The sequence below is a fragment of the Pseudomonas sp. FSL L8-0168 genome (assembly GCF_037976155.1).
In the GTDB taxonomy this organism is placed as follows: Bacteria; Pseudomonadota; Gammaproteobacteria; order Pseudomonadales; family Pseudomonadaceae; genus Aquipseudomonas; species Aquipseudomonas paracarnis.
Window position 1 is genome coordinate 3,807,453 of sequence record NZ_CP150262.1, and the last position, 16,182, is coordinate 3,823,634.

General features: G+C 60.1%; 19 protein-coding genes. 1 reads left to right on the forward strand and 18 read right to left on the reverse strand.

Annotated features, from left to right (window positions below):
- Window positions 1-5: 5 nt before the first annotated feature.
- The 15 genes from MHH62_RS17370 to MHH62_RS17440 all read right to left on the reverse strand — a co-directional run bounded on the left by MHH62_RS17370 (window position 6) and on the right by MHH62_RS17440 (window position 12,734).
- Window positions 6-611 (reverse strand): DUF4823 domain-containing protein, encoded by a 606-nt coding sequence (locus MHH62_RS17370; RefSeq protein WP_019817202.1) that lies wholly within the window; start codon window positions 609-611, stop codon window positions 6-8.
- 111 nt (window positions 612-722) lie between these two features.
- A complete protein-coding gene (locus MHH62_RS17375; RefSeq protein ID WP_019817203.1) occupies window positions 723-1,691 on the reverse strand; it encodes a radical SAM protein in 969 nt (322 codons plus the stop codon).
- A 139-nt stretch (window positions 1,692-1,830) separates the two neighbouring features.
- Window positions 1,831-2,496: a TetR/AcrR family transcriptional regulator gene (locus tag MHH62_RS17380; protein ID WP_003189287.1), complete on the reverse strand. Its 666-nt coding sequence runs from the start codon at window positions 2,494-2,496 to the stop codon at window positions 1,831-1,833.
- 445 nt (window positions 2,497-2,941) lie between these two features.
- Complete coding sequence (locus tag MHH62_RS17385; protein WP_014719557.1) at window positions 2,942-3,727, reverse strand: TatD family hydrolase; 786 nt, start codon at window positions 3,725-3,727, stop codon at window positions 2,942-2,944.
- Between the two features lie 62 nt (window positions 3,728-3,789).
- Entirely contained in the window at window positions 3,790-4,779 is a 990-nt protein-coding gene (locus tag MHH62_RS17390) for a DNA polymerase III subunit delta' (RefSeq protein WP_032901585.1), read from the reverse strand.
- On the reverse strand, window positions 4,772-5,404 hold the full coding sequence (gene tmk / locus MHH62_RS17395) for a dTMP kinase (RefSeq protein ID WP_014719559.1): 633 nt from the start codon (window positions 5,402-5,404) through the stop codon (window positions 4,772-4,774). The genes MHH62_RS17390 and tmk overlap by 8 nt, the downstream gene beginning before the upstream one ends.
- 19 nt (window positions 5,405-5,423) lie before the next feature.
- The gene (gene mltG / locus MHH62_RS17400; RefSeq protein ID WP_339231497.1) at window positions 5,424-6,560 is read right to left on the reverse strand and encodes an endolytic transglycosylase MltG; all 1,137 of its coding nucleotides are present in this window, start codon (window positions 6,558-6,560) and stop codon (window positions 5,424-5,426) included.
- A 1-nt stretch (window position 6,561) separates the two neighbouring features.
- On the reverse strand, window positions 6,562-7,377 hold the full coding sequence (gene pabC / locus MHH62_RS17405; protein WP_014719561.1) for an aminodeoxychorismate lyase: 816 nt from the start codon (window positions 7,375-7,377) through the stop codon (window positions 6,562-6,564).
- Complete coding sequence (gene fabF / locus MHH62_RS17410) at window positions 7,377-8,621, reverse strand: beta-ketoacyl-ACP synthase II (protein WP_198833854.1); 1,245 nt, start codon at window positions 8,619-8,621, stop codon at window positions 7,377-7,379. The genes pabC and fabF overlap by 1 nt, the downstream gene beginning before the upstream one ends.
- A 110-nt stretch (window positions 8,622-8,731) precedes the next feature.
- Complete coding sequence (acpP, locus tag MHH62_RS17415) at window positions 8,732-8,968, reverse strand: acyl carrier protein (protein WP_003175607.1); 237 nt, start codon at window positions 8,966-8,968, stop codon at window positions 8,732-8,734.
- Between the two features lie 191 nt (window positions 8,969-9,159).
- Complete coding sequence (fabG, locus tag MHH62_RS17420; RefSeq protein WP_005790544.1) at window positions 9,160-9,903, reverse strand: 3-oxoacyl-ACP reductase FabG; 744 nt, start codon at window positions 9,901-9,903, stop codon at window positions 9,160-9,162.
- 24 nt (window positions 9,904-9,927) lie between these two features.
- Window positions 9,928-10,866 (reverse strand): ACP S-malonyltransferase, encoded by a 939-nt coding sequence (gene fabD, locus MHH62_RS17425; RefSeq protein ID WP_014719563.1) that lies wholly within the window; start codon window positions 10,864-10,866, stop codon window positions 9,928-9,930.
- 126 nt (window positions 10,867-10,992) lie between these two features.
- Complete coding sequence (gene plsX, locus MHH62_RS17430) at window positions 10,993-12,003, reverse strand: phosphate acyltransferase PlsX (protein ID WP_084479911.1); 1,011 nt, start codon at window positions 12,001-12,003, stop codon at window positions 10,993-10,995.
- Window positions 12,004-12,007: 4 nt separating this feature from the next.
- The gene (rpmF, locus tag MHH62_RS17435) at window positions 12,008-12,190 is read right to left on the reverse strand and encodes a 50S ribosomal protein L32 (protein ID WP_003179396.1); all 183 of its coding nucleotides are present in this window, start codon (window positions 12,188-12,190) and stop codon (window positions 12,008-12,010) included.
- Between the two features lie 13 nt (window positions 12,191-12,203).
- The gene (locus tag MHH62_RS17440) at window positions 12,204-12,734 is read right to left on the reverse strand and encodes a YceD family protein (RefSeq protein WP_003175611.1); all 531 of its coding nucleotides are present in this window, start codon (window positions 12,732-12,734) and stop codon (window positions 12,204-12,206) included.
- 105 nt (window positions 12,735-12,839) lie between these two features.
- Between MHH62_RS17440 and MHH62_RS17445 the strand changes: the two genes are divergently transcribed.
- Window positions 12,840-13,418: a nucleoside triphosphate pyrophosphatase gene (locus MHH62_RS17445; protein WP_014719565.1), complete on the forward strand. Its 579-nt coding sequence runs from the start codon at window positions 12,840-12,842 to the stop codon at window positions 13,416-13,418.
- Between the two features lie 131 nt (window positions 13,419-13,549).
- Here the strand turns inward: MHH62_RS17445 and MHH62_RS17450 are convergent, their stop codons facing one another.
- From MHH62_RS17450 to rluC, 3 genes are read right to left on the reverse strand one after another with little or no spacing between them, the layout of a single operon-like run.
- Entirely contained in the window at window positions 13,550-14,533 is a 984-nt protein-coding gene (locus MHH62_RS17450) for a S49 family peptidase (protein WP_014719566.1), read from the reverse strand.
- Between the two features lie 21 nt (window positions 14,534-14,554).
- Window positions 14,555-15,217 (reverse strand): HAD-IA family hydrolase, encoded by a 663-nt coding sequence (locus MHH62_RS17455; RefSeq protein ID WP_014719567.1) that lies wholly within the window; start codon window positions 15,215-15,217, stop codon window positions 14,555-14,557.
- The gene (gene rluC / locus MHH62_RS17460) at window positions 15,204-16,163 is read right to left on the reverse strand and encodes a 23S rRNA pseudouridine(955/2504/2580) synthase RluC (RefSeq protein ID WP_103452134.1); all 960 of its coding nucleotides are present in this window, start codon (window positions 16,161-16,163) and stop codon (window positions 15,204-15,206) included. The genes MHH62_RS17455 and rluC overlap by 14 nt, the downstream gene beginning before the upstream one ends.
- Window positions 16,164-16,182: the final 19 nt, after the last annotated feature.

A 16,182-nucleotide genomic window follows, 5' to 3' on the forward strand; every position in this document is an offset into this window, starting at 1 on the left:
CTGTCTTACTGATCACTCATACCCAGCAAACCGCGGGCGTATTGCGCGAGGGGGCGGGCGATCAAATCTTGTGGCGATGTGTCGTGGAACGTCAGTAAACCGCCACGACTGCGAATACGTGCAGTATCAATCAAATACTGGGTGCTGGTCTCGATCAACATGACTTGGATCACCCCGCTGTCCAGGCCAAGGCGGTCCAGGGCTTGTTGGTCGGTCCACTCGTCGGCGTTGCCGATACGGTCATCGGCTGCCGCAAAGCGGCAATACAGCAGGTAATGAGCACCGGCGGCACGGGCTTCGGTCATGGCCTGTTCAAGACCTTCCGGCTGGCGGGCGCGACGCACCATGGGGAAATATTCGACGAAGCCATTGAAGGCTTCCTCGGCCACCACATTGGGCCGCGGGTAGGCGCTGCCCGGCGGCACGAAGGCGCCCTGGGCGATAAACACAAAGGAGTCCGGCTGTATGCGCACCGAGGCAGTACGGCGCGTATCGCTGTGATCGAGCAGTCCGGCATCGCTCATCTGATAGCGGGTGCCTTCGGCCATATCACTGACGGTCATGCAACCACCCAGGGCCAATGACGCCAGCAGCAAAACCAGACTACGCATCCTAATCCTCCAGAGGCCGGTGACAGGAAACCGGCGAATGGGGCGTGGGATGCAGAATCCGCGCCAGTCAGCTGCGCCACAAATCAAATGTGTGAACCCGCAATGTCTACCTTAGCCACCAATGATCTTCATGATCGTGGCACCGCCGGAGAACGCCACTTCCTGCTTGTCGGCCAAGGCTTTCATCAACAAGCCCTGCAACGCTGGCAACGCTTGATGGCGCGGCTGATCGAGCAAGTCACCGACATAATGGCGATTGCTGGACGACAGGCAGCCATGCAGCCAACCAGTAGAGGACAACCGCAATCGCGAACAGGTGCGGCAGAACGGTACGCTCTCGTTGGCGATCACACCGAAGAAGCCCTTGCCCGGCACTTCGTAGCGTACCGCCGTCGCATCGACGGGTGCGTTGGCTTGCAGGTATTCGTGTTGCTCGCCGATCAAGCTGAGCAGCTGTTGCAAGCTGACAAACTGTTGCAGGAACGCGTTGGAGTCTTTGGCCAGATGCCCCATGCGCATCAGTTCGATAAAGCGCAGCTCGTAGCCTCGCGCCAGGCAGTAATCGAGCAGCGGCATCACCTGGTCCAGGTTCTGGCCGCGCAACGGCACCATATTGACCTTGATCTTGATCCCGGCAGCACTGGCCTGGTCCATGCCATCGAGCACGGTGGCCAGGTCGCCGCCACGGGCGATGCTGCGGAAAGCGTCGGCATCCAGCGTGTCGAGGGAGACATTGATGCGTCGTATACCAGCGGCCACCAGCAACGGCAGTTTACGCGCCAGCAGTTGGCCATTGGTGGTCAGACTGATGTCGCTCAGGCCCATCTGCCCTACCGCCCCCATGAAGGCTTCCAACTTGGGGCTGACCAACGGCTCACCGCCGGTAATGCGCAAGCGCTCGATACCCGCCGCTTCTATCAGGTAAGCCACGCCTCGGGCCATGGCCTCGGCCGACAGTTCATCCTGGGCAGCCACCAGCCGCTTGCCGTCAGGCACGCAATAGGTACACGCATAATTGCAGGCTGAAGTCAGGCTGATCCGCAAATTGCGAAAACGCCTGCCTTGACGATCAACGATCATGGATCACTCCGGCAGAGGATAATTCGGGCGCGCTAAAAGCTGACTCATAACTCAGCTTTTAGCAAGGTCCTTGCCTGAGTATATTCCTGGGTTACTGCGCCTGGCAGTAAATCATTGCGCCATCACTGTGGCGAATGACTTAGGTGGCAGGGGTTTCGCCGCTCTTCTCGGCGCCCGGCAGTTCAGGGCTGTGCTTGCGCTTGTTGCCCATGCGCACGCCAATGTCCATCAGGAACTGGAAGAAACCTTCCTGGTCTTCCAGCACATTGCTCCAGAACGGCGAGTGGTACAGCGCCACAGCGCCATGCACCAAGGCCCAGGCGGCGCAGTAGTGGAAATACGGTGGCACGTCTTCAAGCTTGCCTTCGCTGATACGCCCCTTGATCAGCAGGGTCAGGCGTTCGAAGTTCGAGGCGCGGATCTTGTGCAACTCCTCGACCATCTCCGGCACCTGGTGACCTTTGACCACCTTCTCTTCCAGGCGGTCGAACAGGCGGTAGCGCTGCGGATCACGCATGCGGAACTCGAAGTAAGCGCGGGACAGGGCTTCCTTGTCTTTGTCGACATCCGCCGAGTGCAGCAACTCGTTCAAATCACGCTCGTAGTCGAGCATCAGGCGCAGGTAGATTTCGGCCTTGGATTTGAAGTGTTTGTAGATCGTGCCTTTGCCGATACCCACGGCATCCGCAATCATCTCGACGGTGACGCTGTCTTCACCTTGTTCGAGGAACAGCTTGAGCGCGGTGTCGAGAATTTCCTGCTCACGGCGGCGAAATTCACGGACCTTACGGGGTTCTTTGTGCATGAGGAAGAGTCTGTAAAGGTCGGAAATAGGGAGGGTTGCGCAGGGCCATGGATACGTGGCGATACGATTTACCCGGTGCGAGGGATTATCCCGACTGAACGGTCGTTGGGCAATGTCTATGTGAACCCGTCAGGCACATAACTTTCAATGCGCCAACGATTTCGCCGTTATCAGTCAGAAATAATACGCAACACCTGAACCTGCCCATCAGCGCAGTGAGAACTCAAGCGAAGGCCGCGTATTCCAAATCTGTTTAAAAAACGATCAATCACGACTGGACTGAATAGGATAGTGGTCAATACTTCAACTGTCGGCGCGACATCTCCCCCAAGTGACGCGTCGACCTGGGTACCGACGGACTGCGTGCCCTTGTTTTACTCCTAATGGTCTTAGCCCGGATTCACCCCCCAGAACCCGGGTTTTTTTTGCCTGGAATTCGGCCGCTCTAACCGGCTAGGTGGGCCAGCGGGAACAGGCGCTTGAAGTTCTCGGTAGTCTGCTCGGCAAAGCGTTCGTACGACTCGCCGCGCAGCATCGCCAGGTAATCAGCCACATCACGTACATATTCGGGCAAGTTCGGTTTGCCGCGATGGGGGATGGGCGCCAGGTACGGCGAGTCGGTTTCCACCAGCAGGCGGTCGGCAGGCACCTGGCGGGCCACATCGCGCAGCGCGTCGGCATTGCGGAAGGTGACGATACCCGACAGGGAAATATAGAACCCCAGGTCCAGGGCCGCCTTGGCCATGTCCCAGTCTTCGGTAAAGCAATGCAACACGCCAGCCTGCGGCAACGCGGCTTCACGTAGCAAGGCCAGGGTATCGGCACGGGCACCTCGGGTGTGGACGATCACCGGCTTGCCCGTCTGCTGGGCGGCTTGCAGGTGCAAGCGGAACGAGGCCTGCTGCAACTCGGCAGCTTCAGGCTCGTAGTGATAGTCCAGGCCTGTTTCGCCAATGGCCACCACTCGCGGGTGGTTGAGTTCGCCCAGTAGCCAGTCCAGAGCCGGCGCTTCGCCAGGCTTGAGGTCCAACGGGTGAATACCCACCGAGCAGTCTACGTCGGCATAGCGATCAGCCAGGGCTTTGACGTCGGCGGCGTTGTCGGCGCTGACGCCAATGCACAGGAAGTGCCCTACCCCACGCTGGCGGGCAGCTTCAAGGGCGGCGTCGAGGGAGCCACCGTGCTGGGCAAGGTCGAGGCGATCAAGGTGGCAATGAGAATCTACGAGCATAGGAATCTGAGCTTAAGTCACAAAAGAGGTAGGGCCAACGATACACCCGTCAGCCACGGAATTTAACGGCGCCCGAGCAGGCCGACCCACTGCACCAACAATGCCTCGAGCAACAGCACGCGGTTGAGGTTGGCCTTGCCGAGGACTTTCTGGCGCTGGGCGAGGATCCAGTCCTGGATGTTCAGCACTTTGTCCTGGGCACTTTTTTGCGCCAGGTATTGCACGACCTTGCGCATATCCGCCGGGCCCAGGCCTTGCTCATCCTGGGTAAGCTGGTAGCGCAGGATCAGGCTGGACCAGTCGCAAAACCAGTCGAACAGCAGCAATAGCGGAATGTCCTTCCAGGCGCTTTCGGCCAGTTGCGTGGCGGACAATTCCTGCTTGAGCAGTTTCTTCACGCCATCCACGACCAGTGCACGCTGTTCGCGCACGCCCTGAGCCTGCAGCTTCACTGCCGCCAAAGGCGAACCGGCCGCCAGGGTCAGCAACTCGCCTCGTTCTTCTGCGCTGCATTCCGGCAACGCCTGCGCCAGCCATTGCAGGCTCATGTCCTCGCTGGGCAACGGGCAAGCCTGCTGCACGCAACGGCTGCGAATGGTCGGCAACAAGCGGCTGGACTGGTGGCTCACCAGCAACAGCACGGTATCGCCGGACGGCTCTTCAAGGCTTTTGAGCAAGGCGTTGGCCGCGTTGATATTCATCGCCTCGACCGGCTCGATCAGCACCACTTTGCGCCCGCCCATTTGCGCAGTCTGCACCACGAAGCTCACCAGGTCGCGCACCTGGTCGACCTTGATGGCCTTGTCCGCTTCCTCGGGTTCCAGCACATAATTGTCCGGGTGACTGCCAGCCTTGAGCAACAGGCAGGACTTGCACTCGCCACACGCCTCCAAGTTGACTGGGCGTTGGCACAACAGGCTGCCCATCAGGCGTTCGGCGAGGTGGCGTTTACCGATGCCCACCGGCCCATGCAGCAGATAGGCGTGGGCGTGCTGGGCGCGCCCTGCCAGTTGCTGCCAGAGGCCGTCCTGCCACGGGTAGGACTCAGCCACGGCTACGCTCCAACAGAGTGGGCAGCAGCGCGTCGATAGCCTGTTGCACCTGACTCAGCGGCTGAGCGGCGTCCAATAGGTAATAACGTGTGGGCTCAGCCTTGGCGCGCTGCAGGAAAGCGCTGCGCACTGCATCAAAGAAGGCTTGGCCTTCCAACTCGAAACGATCCAGACGACCTCGCGCACTGGCGCGGGCCATGCCCACTTCCACCGGCAGGTCGAACAACAGGGTCAGGTCGGGGCGCAGATCGCCTTGCACAAAGGTTTCCAGGGTGGCGATGCGCTCCAGGGACAAACCCCGCCCGCCACCCTGGTAGGCGTAGGTGGAGTCGGTAAACCGGTCGCAGATCACCACCGCACCCCGCGCCAGGGCCGGGCGAATCACTTCGGCCAGGTGCTGGGCACGGGCAGCAAACACCAGGAGCAACTCGGTGTCCGGGTTCATCGGCTCGTCACCCGGGGCCAGCAAGACTTCACGGATGCGCTCAGCCAAAGGCGTACCGCCCGGCTCACGGGTCAGCACCACCTCGATGCCCTGCGCACGCAGGCGCTCGGCCAAGTAGTCACGGTTAGTGCTTTTGCCGGCGCCTTCCGGGCCTTCCAGGGTAATAAACAAGCCAGTCACAGGCAGTCCTTAGTCAGAGTCATTGCGGGCTTTGCGGCGCGGTAGTGTCCGGCGCGGGCTCGATCGGTGCGTCGGGGGTGGGTGCATCACTGGCAGGTGCCGAATCTTCCAGCGGTTTCACCACAGGCGTCGGACTGGAACGGTAATCGGCACGGCGCTTGAGCTGGAACTCACGCACGGCGGCATTATGCGCATCCAGGTCATCCGAGAATATATGGCTGCCATCACCACGGGCGACGAAATACAGGCTGCTGCCCGGTACCGGGTTCAGCGCTGCATGGATCGCCTCGCGACCGACCATTGCGATGGGCGTGGGCGGCAGGCCGGCGACCATGTAGGTGTTGTAGGGGTTGGCTTCCTTGAGATGGGCACGGGTCAATTTACCGTTGTAGCGCTCACCCAAGCCGTAGATCACGGTGGGGTCGGTCTGCAGCAGCATACCGATCTTCAGGCGACGCACAAACACACCGGCAATCTGCCCGCGCTCCTGGGGCACACCGGTCTCCTTTTCTACCAGCGACGCCATTATCAGTGCTTGGTAAGGGTCGGTGTAGGGCGCGTCGGCGGCACGCTTGCTCCACTCCTGGGCGAGTACATCGTCCAGGCGGTTGTAGGCTTTTTTCAGGAATTCGACATCGGTCATGCCGCGGACAAAACGGTAGGTGTCGGGGAAGAACCGCCCTTCAGGAAACACACCTGGGTGGCCGAGCTTATCCATCACTTCGCTGTCAGTCAGGCCCGCGAGGGTCTGCACGATCTTTTCATGCTTGGCCAGGGCGGTGCGCACCTGACGGAAATTCCAGCCCTCCACCAAGGTCAGGCTGTACTGCACCACTTCGCCGCGCTGCCACAGGCCGATCAAACCCTCGGCGGTAAGGCCCGGGCTCATGCGGTACTCGCCGCTGTGCAATGGCTGGCCTTCGAGGTTGAAGCGCCAGTACAGACGCAACCAGAATGCATCGTCGAGCACGCCGTCGGCTTCCAGACGGTTGAAGGTGCCCGTCGGCGTAGCGCCAGCAGGTACGTCGAGCAACTGCTCCTGAGGCAGCTTCAGGGGCTGCTTGAGGGCAGAGTCGAGTTTCCAGGCCGAAAAGCCCACGAGCAAAGCCGCCGAGACCAGGCTGATCTGCAGCATTAACACCAGTTTTCGTATCAACTCAAATATCCAATAGCGCGCGAACAATGCCTTGCAGTTTACGGGTGAGCGGCCCAACCGGCCAGCTCATCGCAGCGCAACCACGCACCGGCCAAATGCCATATACGCTGTTGCAGACGAAGACTTCATCGGCCTGTTGCAACTGCTCAACACTGATGTCGGCCACGGCCACCGGGACGCCCAGCGCTTGTGCCTGGGCCAGCACTTCGGCGCGCATTACGCCGGCAACGCCACAACGGCTCAGATCAGCGGTTAGTAACAAGCCGTTGCGTACCAGGAAAAGGTTGCTGAATATGCCTTCGATCACCCGACCAGACATGTCCAGCATCAGGCCTTCGGCATGTTCGGTATCTTGCCATTCGGCACGCGCGATCACCTGCTCCAGCCGATTGAGGTGCTTGATACCGGCCAGCAGCGGCTGCTGCGCCAAGCGCGTGGCACACGCAAACAGGCGGACGCCGTCGACTTCGTGGGCAAGGGGGTAAGCAGCGGGCGCACTGCCCTGCAAAATACGGCGCACCGGGGCGCCAGGGTTGATGCCATAACCGCGCAAGCTGTCGCCACGGGTGAGGATCAATTTGAGAATACCGTCGCCAAGGGCGGCGGCGAAGCTCAGCACTTCGTGGCGAATCAACCCGTGATCCACCACCAATGCCAAACGCCTGCAACCCTCTTCCAGGCGTTGCAGGTGACGGTCGAGCAGCAACGGCTGCCCGGCCTTGACGGCGATGGTCTCGAACACCCCATCGCCATAGGCCAGGCCGCGATCTTTCAGGGGCACGCTGTCCGCTGGCTGACCGTCGACCCAGCTGTGCATCACTCGGCGAACCGGCGGAACACCAGGGAGCCGTTGGTACCACCAAACCCGAACGAGTTGGAGATCACCACGTCGATTGGCATCGGTTGCGCTTCGTGCGGCACGAAGTTCAAGTCGCAGCCTTCGTCCGGCTCATCAAGGTTGATAGTTGGCGGAGCAACCTGGTCCTTGATGGCCATCACACTGAAGATCGCCTCGACCGCGCCCGCCGCACCCAGCAGGTGGCCGGTCATGGACTTGGTGGAGCTGACCGCCAGCTTGTAGGCATGCTCACCGAACACCGACTTGATGGCCTCGGCTTCCGCCAAGTCGCCAGTCGGGGTCGAAGTGCCATGGGCGTTGATGTACTGCACCTGGTCGGGGTTGACCTTCGCATCGCGCAGGGCATTGGTGATGCAACGCGCAGCACCCGCTCCGTCGGACGGCGGTGAAGTCATGTGGTACGCGTCACCGCTCATGCCGAACCCGATCAGCTCGGCGTAGATGATGGCGCCACGCGCCTTGGCGTGCTCCAACTCTTCAAGCACCAGCGCACCGGCACCGTCGGACAGCACGAAGCCGTCACGGCCTTTGTCCCACGGACGGCTGGCACGGGTCGGCTCGTCATTGCGGGTCGACAGCGCACGGGACGCGCCGAAGCCGCCCATGCCCAGGCCGCATGCGGCCATTTCGGCGCCGCCGGCGATCATCACATCGGCTTCGTCGTAGGCAATGTTGCGCGCCGCCATACCGATGCAGTGGGTGCCCGTAGTGCACGCCGTTGAAATCGCGTAGTTAGGCCCCTGTGCCCCCAGATGGATGGACAGGAAGCCGGAAATCATATTGATGATCGAGCCCGGTACGAAGAACGGTGAAATTCGACGTGGGCCAGTCTCATGCAGCGTGCGGCTGGTTTCTTCGATATTGGTCAGACCGCCAATACCCGAACCCATGGCCACACCGATGCGGTCACGGTTGGCGTCGGTGACTTCCAGGCCGGCGTTACGCACTGCCTGAAAACCGGCAGCCAGGCCGTACTGAATGAACAGGTCGAGCTTGCGGGACTCTTTGATCGAGAGATATTCCTCGACATTGAAGCCCTTTACCGAGCCGCCAAAACGGGTGGAATAGGCAGAAAGGTCCGTATGTTCGATCAGACCAATACCACTGCGGCCAGCCAGAATGCCCTGCCAACTGCTTGGCACATCCGTGCCCAGTGGCGACAACATACCCATACCGGTGACTACGACGCGTCTACGCGACACAGCACTCTCCTTTTTCTAATGACGACACTTTTCATCGCCGCTAAAGAAAAAACCGCACGCCGTTACAGCAGTGCGGTTTTTCCCTGACAGCAAGCGACGACTACAAACTATTACGCCTGGTGGCTAGTAACGTAGTCGATGGCAGCTTGAACAGTAGTGATTTTTTCAGCTTCTTCGTCCGGGATTTCGGTCTCGAATTCCTCTTCCAGAGCCATCACCAGCTCAACGGTGTCAAGGGAATCGGCACCCAGGTCTTCTACGAAGGAAGCAGTGTTGACCACTTCTTCTTCCTTAACGCCCAGTTGCTCGGCGACGATTTTCTTGACGCGCTCTTCGATGGTGCTCATACCTTGTTTAACTCCTAATGGACAAATTCAGGCAGCTGGCCAGTGGGTAAGTGTATAGAAAGCCATTTCAGCTTTTCAACTGAAAGCTTCACCCTGTACCCGGTCGGCCACCTGCCTATAAATTAAGTTGCAGCTTTATAACGGATTTTAGACAGCTCGTATGACATTTTTTTGAAGCGATCCGTCACAATTTAACTCATGTACATCCCGCCGTTAACCGGGATTGTAGCCCCAGTCACGTATGCCGCACCGTCGGATGCCAGGAAAGTGACCACATTCGCAATCTCTTGAGCCTGGCCCAGACGGCCCAGCGGAATCTGCGTCAGCAACGCTTCACGCTGTGCTTCCGGCAGTTCACGGGTCATATCGGTGTCGATGAACCCTGGGGCCACCGAGTTGACCGTAATCGACCGCGAACCGACTTCACGTGCCAGTGCACGGCTGAAACCTTCCAGACCGGCCTTGGCGGAAGCGTAGTTTACTTGGCCTGCGTTGCCCATGGCACCCACTACGGAGCCAATATTGATAATTCGCCCCCAACGCGCCTTGGTCATGCCGCGCAAAACGCCCTTGGACAGGCGAAACAGACTGTTCAGGTTGGTATCGACCACGTCGTACCACTCGTCGTCTTTCATGCGCATCATCAGGTTGTCACGCGTGATCCCGGCGTTGTTCACCAGAATTGCCGGCGCGCCGAACTGTGCAGTGATCTCGGCCAATACGGCAGCTACGGACTCATCGCTGGTTACATTCAGTTCCAGGCCGGTGCCCTGCACGCCGTTTTCCTTCAAGGTCGCGGCGATACGCTCGGCGCCCGAGGCAGAGGTGGCGGTGCCAATCACAACGGCGCCCTGACGGCCCAGCTCCAGGGCGATCGCTTGGCCAATGCCACGGCTTGCGCCGGTAACCAGTGCAACTTTACCTTGCAGACTCATGCAGGCTTCTCCTAAGTACGGGATTCAGGCCAGTGCCGCGCGAGCGGCAGCGAAGGCTTCTGGGGTATTGAGGTTGGCGGTCGACACACCGTCGGCGCAGCGCTTGTTCAAGCCGGCCAGGACTTTGCCCGGGCCGCACTCGACCAGCTCGGTGGCACCGTTGGCGGCCAGGGTCTGGACCGATTCAACCCAGCGCACTGGCTTGTACAGTTGCTCCAGCAGGTCGCGCTTGAGGGTGTCGAGGTCGGCGGCCACGGCCGCACTGACGTTCTGCACCAGCGGGATCTGCGGCGCTTGCCAGTTGATGGCAGCGATAGACTCGGCAAACCGCTCTGCCGCCGGGCGCATCAGCTCACAATGGGACGGTACGCTCACCGGCAATGGCAGGGCACGCTTGGCGCCACGGGCCTTGCAACCCTCGATGGCACGCTCGACAGCTGCCTTGGCGCCGGCGATCACCACCTGGCCTGGGGAGTTGAAGTTCACCGCACTGACCACTTCGCCTTGCGCCGCTTCGGCGCAGGCCTCGATCACCACCGCGTCGTCCAGGCCCAGGATAGCGGCCATGCCGCCCTGCCCGGCCGGAACGGCTTCTTGCATCAGTTGACCACGACGCTCGACCAGCTTGACCGCTTCAGCCAAGGTCAGGCTGCCCGCGGCCACCAGGGCGCTGTATTCGCCCAGGCTGTGACCCGCGACGAATGCAGGGCGCGCGCCGCCTTCTGCCAACCACAAGCGCCACAGGGCGATCGAGGCGGTCAGGATGGCCGGCTGGGTTTTATCGGTTTGGTTGAGCAGCGCTTCCGGCCCTTGCTGGGTCAGTGCCCACAGGTCGTAACCCAGGGCGTCAGAAGCTTCCTTGAAGGTGTCCAGGATCAGCGGGTATTGCGCGCCCAGCTCGGCCAACATGCCGAGGGACTGCGAACCCTGCCCTGGAAAGACGAATGCGAGGGATGTAGACATGTAACAAGCCCCTAATGATCTGGTCGTCAAAAATGCTCGCGCCTACGGTGGGAGCGAACGAAACTGACAGATTGGATGGTCAATTGAACTGGCCGGTCACATTTAAGCACTCCCGGGCCAATTCGCCTAAGGCAACAGATCCTCGAGACGGCCGTGCAAGCGTTGCGGCAGGTTCTCTTGAATCTCGATCAAGGCCCGTGCAATTGCACTTTGAAAGCCCAGCACCCCGGCCGAACCGTGGCTTTTCACCACTATGCCCTGCAAACCAAGAAAGCTTGCACCGTTGTGCCGTGCGGGCGCCAGGTCGGCCTGCAAGCGTCGCATCAGGGGCAGCGCCAAGGCCCCCACCATACGTGACGCCAGGTTGCGCTTGAACAAAGCTTCGATACGCGTGGCGATCATGGTCGCCAGGCCTTCGCTGGACTTGAGCAGAATATTGCCGACAAAGCCGTCGCACACCACCACGTCAGCTTCGCCACGGTACAAACCATCACCTTCAACAAAGCCGATGTAGTTCAAACCCCGCGCGCTTTGTAGCAAGGTGGCGGCAAGCTTGACTTGCTGGTTGCCCTTGATGTCCTCGGTACCGATATTCAGCAGGGCAACCCTGGGTCGGGCCACGCCCAGCGCTTCGGCGGCCACCGAGCCCATTACGGCGAACTGCAGCAGGTGCTCGGCGCTGCAATCAACATTGGCGCCCAGGTCCAGCAGCTGGCAATAGCCTTTCTGCGTAGGGATCGCCGCCACCATCGCCGGCCGATCAATACCTGGCAAGGTTTTGAGCACATGCCGCGACAAGGCCATCAACGCGCCGGTATTACCAGCACTGACACAGGCTTGCACCTTGCCATCACGCAATAGCTCAAGGGCCACCCGCATTGAAGAATCGGGCTTGCCACGCAGGGCAACCGCCGGCTTTTCATCCATGCTGATGGTTTCGCTGGCTGGCGTAATCGTCAGGCGCGCGCGATCCACCGCCGGATGGCTGGCAATCAGTTCTTCAAGTAGGGAGGGTTGACCGACGAGGGTCAGGTGCAGCGAGGGCGTGGCAGACAGGCTGGCAATGCAGGCCTGAACAATGCTGCGGGGACCGAAGTCCCCGCCCATTGCGTCAATCGCGATGACTTGAGCAGACAAGTGATTACTCGTCAGCGCCCTTGTCGATCACTTTACGGCCACGGTATACGCCTTCTGGCGATACGTGGTGACGCAGGTGAACTTCACCAGTGGTCTTTTCCACGGACAGGGTGCTAGCCTCGAGAGCGTCGTGCGAACGGCGCATGTCACGGGCGGAGCGGGATTTTTTGTTCTGCTGAACAGCCATAATTGATTAACTCCTAAACGTTTGGGTCACGCTTTAACTGCGCCAATACACTGAACGGGTTGGACCGCGTTACCTCGTCCTCGCTCGGCTCGGCCTCGTCATCGAGACCCTCCGGCTGCTGGCATTCTTCCGGATGATGAGCAGGCACAATGGGCAAGGCGAGCAAAAGCTCCTCCTCGATCAGTGCATGCAGATCCAATGGATCTTCGCCCAGTTCCAGCACGTCATAACCTTTCGGCAACGACTGGGTATTCGCACCCTCTTTCACCACAGCATAACTGCATTCGCTGTGGATCGGCAGGGTGACCAGCTCAAGACAACGCTGGCAAACCATTTTGACTTCGGTGTCGATAACGCTGTGGATTACCACAGATTTACGTTCATCTCGTTCAAAAACGAATTTCGCCTGCACCGTACCGACAGTGTCGGAAAGCGGGTCGCAGAGTCTCTCCAAATCGGCCAGCAGCACTTCACCTTGAAGGGTGGTGCCACGATCAGCCAATTTGCGCGGGTCAACGTGAGGTGGAATCGGGTCATTCAACATAGGCGCAGCATTATAGGGATGCACCCGGCCATGTCAAAGGAAATTCAGCCCTGTGCGTCAGCCGGTCACGTCGATAGAATCGGCGACTGCCTTGAGGAGACGTATATGCTGCCTTTATTACTCGCGTCCAGCTCGGTTTATCGCCGGGAATTACTGAGTCGCCTGCACCTGCCGTTCACCTGCAGCTCGCCGGATATCGACGAAAGCCACCGCCCGGATGAACCCGCCATCGAACTGGTCAAGCGCCTGGCCGAACAAAAGGCCCGCGCCCTCGCCGCCAGCCATCCTGGCCATTTAATCATTGGCTCGGATCAGGTCGCCGCACTGGAAGGCCGGATCATCGGCAAGCCGCACACCTTCGAAAATGCTCGCGAGCAACTGCTGGCTGCCAGCGGCAAGCGTGTGAGCTTCCTCACGGGCCTGGCACTGCTCAACAGCGAAACCGGGCACTACCAGGTCGACTGCGTGACGTTTACCGTACACATGCGCGAATTGGATGCAGAACGTATCGAGCGCTATCTGCGGATCGAGCAGCCTTATGACTGTGCGGGCAGCTTCAAAGCAGAAGGGCTCGGTGTGAGCTTGTTCCGGAGCACCGAGGGACCGGATGCGACCAGCCTGGTTGGGCTGCCACTGATTCGACTGGTGGACATGCTGCTGACCGAAGGCGTACAGATCCCTTGAAACCTTCGTAAAGCAATGTGGGAGCTGGCTTGCCTGCGATAGCGATGTACCAGGCGACACTAATATCGACTGATCCATCGCTATCGCGGGCAAGCCCGCTCCCACAGTTGATCTACACCTAGCTTGGAATTTCAGCGCAGGGACGGCCCCTGGAAGCCCATGTACAGCGCCAATTTCTCCGCCACACTGGCACCGAGTTTCTTGGAGAAGCGATCAAAGGGCGATTCCTCGACCGTAAAATCCACCAACTCCTTCTCGCCAATCACATCCCGTGCCACCGAGCTGGCACTGCCCAAGCCGTCAATCAGGCCCAGCGGCAATGCCTGCTCGCCCGACCAGACCAGGCCGGAGAACAGCTCCGGATGCTCTTTATCTTTCAAACGATCCCCACGCCCCTGCTTGACGCTGGCAATGAACTGACGATGGGTAGTGTCGAGCACGCCTTGCCAGAACGCGGTTTCATCCGCCTTCTGCGGCTGGAAAGGATCGAGGAACGACTTATGCTCGCCCGAGGTGTAGGTGCGACGCTCCACCCCCAGCTTCTCCATGGCACCCACAAAACCGTAACCGGCCGCTGTGACACCAATAGAGCCCACCAGGCTGGCCTTGTCGGCATAGATCTGGTCTGCGGCGCTGGCAATGTAATAGGCGCCCGAGGCACCCAGGTCGGAGATCACGGCATAGAGCTTGGTATCCGGATGCAAGGTGCGCAGACGACGAATTTCGTCATACACATAGCCCGACTGCACCGGGCTACCGCCTGGGCTATTGATGCGCAGGACCACGCCTTTGACCTTGGGGTCCTCAAACGCCGCGCGCAGGCTGGTGACGATATTGTCGGCACTGGCGGGCTCCTTGTCGGCAATCACGCCGCGCACCTCGATCAAGGCAGTGTAATGACTGCCACGGGCGGCGCTCTTTTCCATGTCCATCAGCGGACTGAACAGCGCCAGCATCCCAAGCAGGTATACAAAGGTCAGCAGCTTGAAGAAAATCCCCCAGCGCCGCGAACGTCGCTGCTCCTGGACGCTGGCCAGGAGGGTCTTCTCCAAAAGCTTCCAGCTTTTATCATCACTGCTCTGTGCCTTTTCAGGCGCCTTCCACTCGTCACTCATGCCATTAACCCCAGCAAAGACTTACAGGGCCCGGCTGAGCCAGGCCTGCAGTTCAGAAAAATGATCAATCGTCAGCCTCGGCTCGTATTGCTGCAACGCCTCGGCAGACTGGGCGCCATAGCTGACAGCGACGCTGTCCATGCCCGCATTGCGTGCCATCATCAGGTCGAAAGACGCATCCCCCACCATCAATGCCTCGCGTGGCGTTACGCCACAGTGCGCAAGGATCTGCTCCAGCATCAAGGGATGAGGCTTGCTGGCGGTTTCATCCGCAGCGCGGGTGATATCAAAGTAATCCTCCCAGCCATGGGCCTTGAGTACACGGTCCAGGCCGCGACGAGCCTTGCCGGTGGCGACCGCCAGGTGATAACCCTGGGCACGAAACGCTTCCAGCGATTGCACCACGCCTTCAAACAGCGGCGAAGGCGTAGCTTCCAGCGCAATGTAGTGGTCGGCATAGTGCTCGCGAAACGCCACCAGCTCGGCGTCGCTGATGTCGGGGTACAGGGTGCGAATGGCTTCAGGCAAACCCAGGCCGATAATGCCCTTCACCGCCAGGTCCGTGCACAATTCAAAGCCCGAGCGGGTCGACGCCATGTGCATGGACTCGACGATGCGGCCAATGGAATTGGCCAGCGTCCCGTCCCAATCGAAGATCAGCAGCTTGTAGTCAAGGTGCGACACTCAAACGCTCCACGGTCTTGGCCCACGTCTCATCGACCGGCGCCTGCAACTTCAGCTCGCCGCCATCGGGCAGCGGCACGGTGAGCATGTAGGCGTGCAGGAACAGGCGCTTGCCGCCCAGATCGCGAATTTCCTTGGAGAAATCCTCGTCGCCGTACTTGGTGTCACCCGCAATGCAGTGGCCCGCATGCAGGGTGTGCACACGAATCTGGTGAGTGCGACCAGTGACCGGCTTGGCCTCGACCATGGTGGCGAAGTCACCGAAGCGACGCAGCACCTTGAACAGGGTCAGGGCCTCTTTGCCCTCCTCGTCCACTTCGACCATACGCTCGCCGGAGCGCAGGTTGCTCTTCTGCAACGGCGCACGCACGCTTTTGATCGAGCTGGCCCAGTTGCCGCGCACCAGCGCCATGTAGCGCTTATCCACGCCATCGCCACGCAGGGCGGTGTGCAAGTGGCGCAACATGCTGCGTTTCTTGGCGATCATCAACAGGCCAGACGTGTCGCGGTCCAGGCGATGAACCAACTCCAGCTCCTTGCAATCGGGGCGCAACTGACGAAAGGCTTCGATCACGCCGAAGTTCAAGCCACTGCCGCCGTGAACCGCAATGCCACAGGGCTTGTTGATCACGATCAGCTTGTTGTCTTCGAACACGATCGACGCTTCCAGGCGCTGCAACAAGCCTTGGGCCAGCGGCACCGGCTCGTCGCGCTCAGGCACGCGCACCGGCGGCACACGGACGATATCGCCCGCCTGCAGCTTGTACTCAGGCTTGATGCGCCCCTTGTTCACGCGCACTTCGCCTTTACGCAAGATGCGGTAAATCAAGGTCTTGGGCACGCCTTTGAGCCTGGCCAGAAGAAAATTGTCGATGCGTTGGCCGGCATATTCCGGCGAGACCTCAAGCAGCTGGACGCTGGGGGTCGGGGGGGTGGTAGTCGTCATGGCGGCGATGATAACAATT

Bases quoted from the DNA above. Each gene is read 5' to 3' on its own strand.
- MHH62_RS17370 (WP_019817202.1), bottom strand. From the start codon at position 611: ATGCGTAGTCTGGTTTTGCTGCTGGCGTCATTGGCCCTGGGTGGTTGC.
- MHH62_RS17375 (WP_019817203.1), bottom strand. From the start codon at position 1,691: ATGATCGTTGATCGTCAAGGCAGGCGTTTTCGCAATTTGCGGATCAGC.
- MHH62_RS17380 (WP_003189287.1), bottom strand. From the start codon at position 2,496: ATGCACAAAGAACCCCGTAAGGTCCGTGAATTTCGCCGCCGTGAGCAG.
- MHH62_RS17385 (WP_014719557.1), bottom strand. From the start codon at position 3,727: ATGCTCGTAGATTCTCATTGCCACCTTGATCGCCTCGACCTTGCCCAG.
- pabC (WP_014719561.1), bottom strand. From the start codon at position 7,377: ATGCACAGCTGGGTCGACGGTCAGCCAGCGGACAGCGTGCCCCTGAAA.
- acpP (WP_003175607.1), bottom strand. From the start codon at position 8,968: ATGAGCACCATCGAAGAGCGCGTCAAGAAAATCGTCGCCGAGCAACTG.
- fabG (WP_005790544.1), bottom strand. From the start codon at position 9,903: ATGAGTCTGCAAGGTAAAGTTGCACTGGTTACCGGCGCAAGCCGTGGC.
- fabD (WP_014719563.1), bottom strand. From the start codon at position 10,866: ATGTCTACATCCCTCGCATTCGTCTTTCCAGGGCAGGGTTCGCAGTCC.
- rpmF (WP_003179396.1), bottom strand. From the start codon at position 12,190: ATGGCTGTTCAGCAGAACAAAAAATCCCGCTCCGCCCGTGACATGCGC.
- MHH62_RS17440 (WP_003175611.1), bottom strand. From the start codon at position 12,734: ATGTTGAATGACCCGATTCCACCTCACGTTGACCCGCGCAAATTGGCT.
- MHH62_RS17445 (WP_014719565.1), top strand. From the start codon at position 12,840: ATGCTGCCTTTATTACTCGCGTCCAGCTCGGTTTATCGCCGGGAATTA.
- MHH62_RS17450 (WP_014719566.1), bottom strand. From the start codon at position 14,533: ATGAGTGACGAGTGGAAGGCGCCTGAAAAGGCACAGAGCAGTGATGAT.
- rluC (WP_103452134.1), bottom strand. From the start codon at position 16,163: ATGACGACTACCACCCCCCCGACCCCCAGCGTCCAGCTGCTTGAGGTC.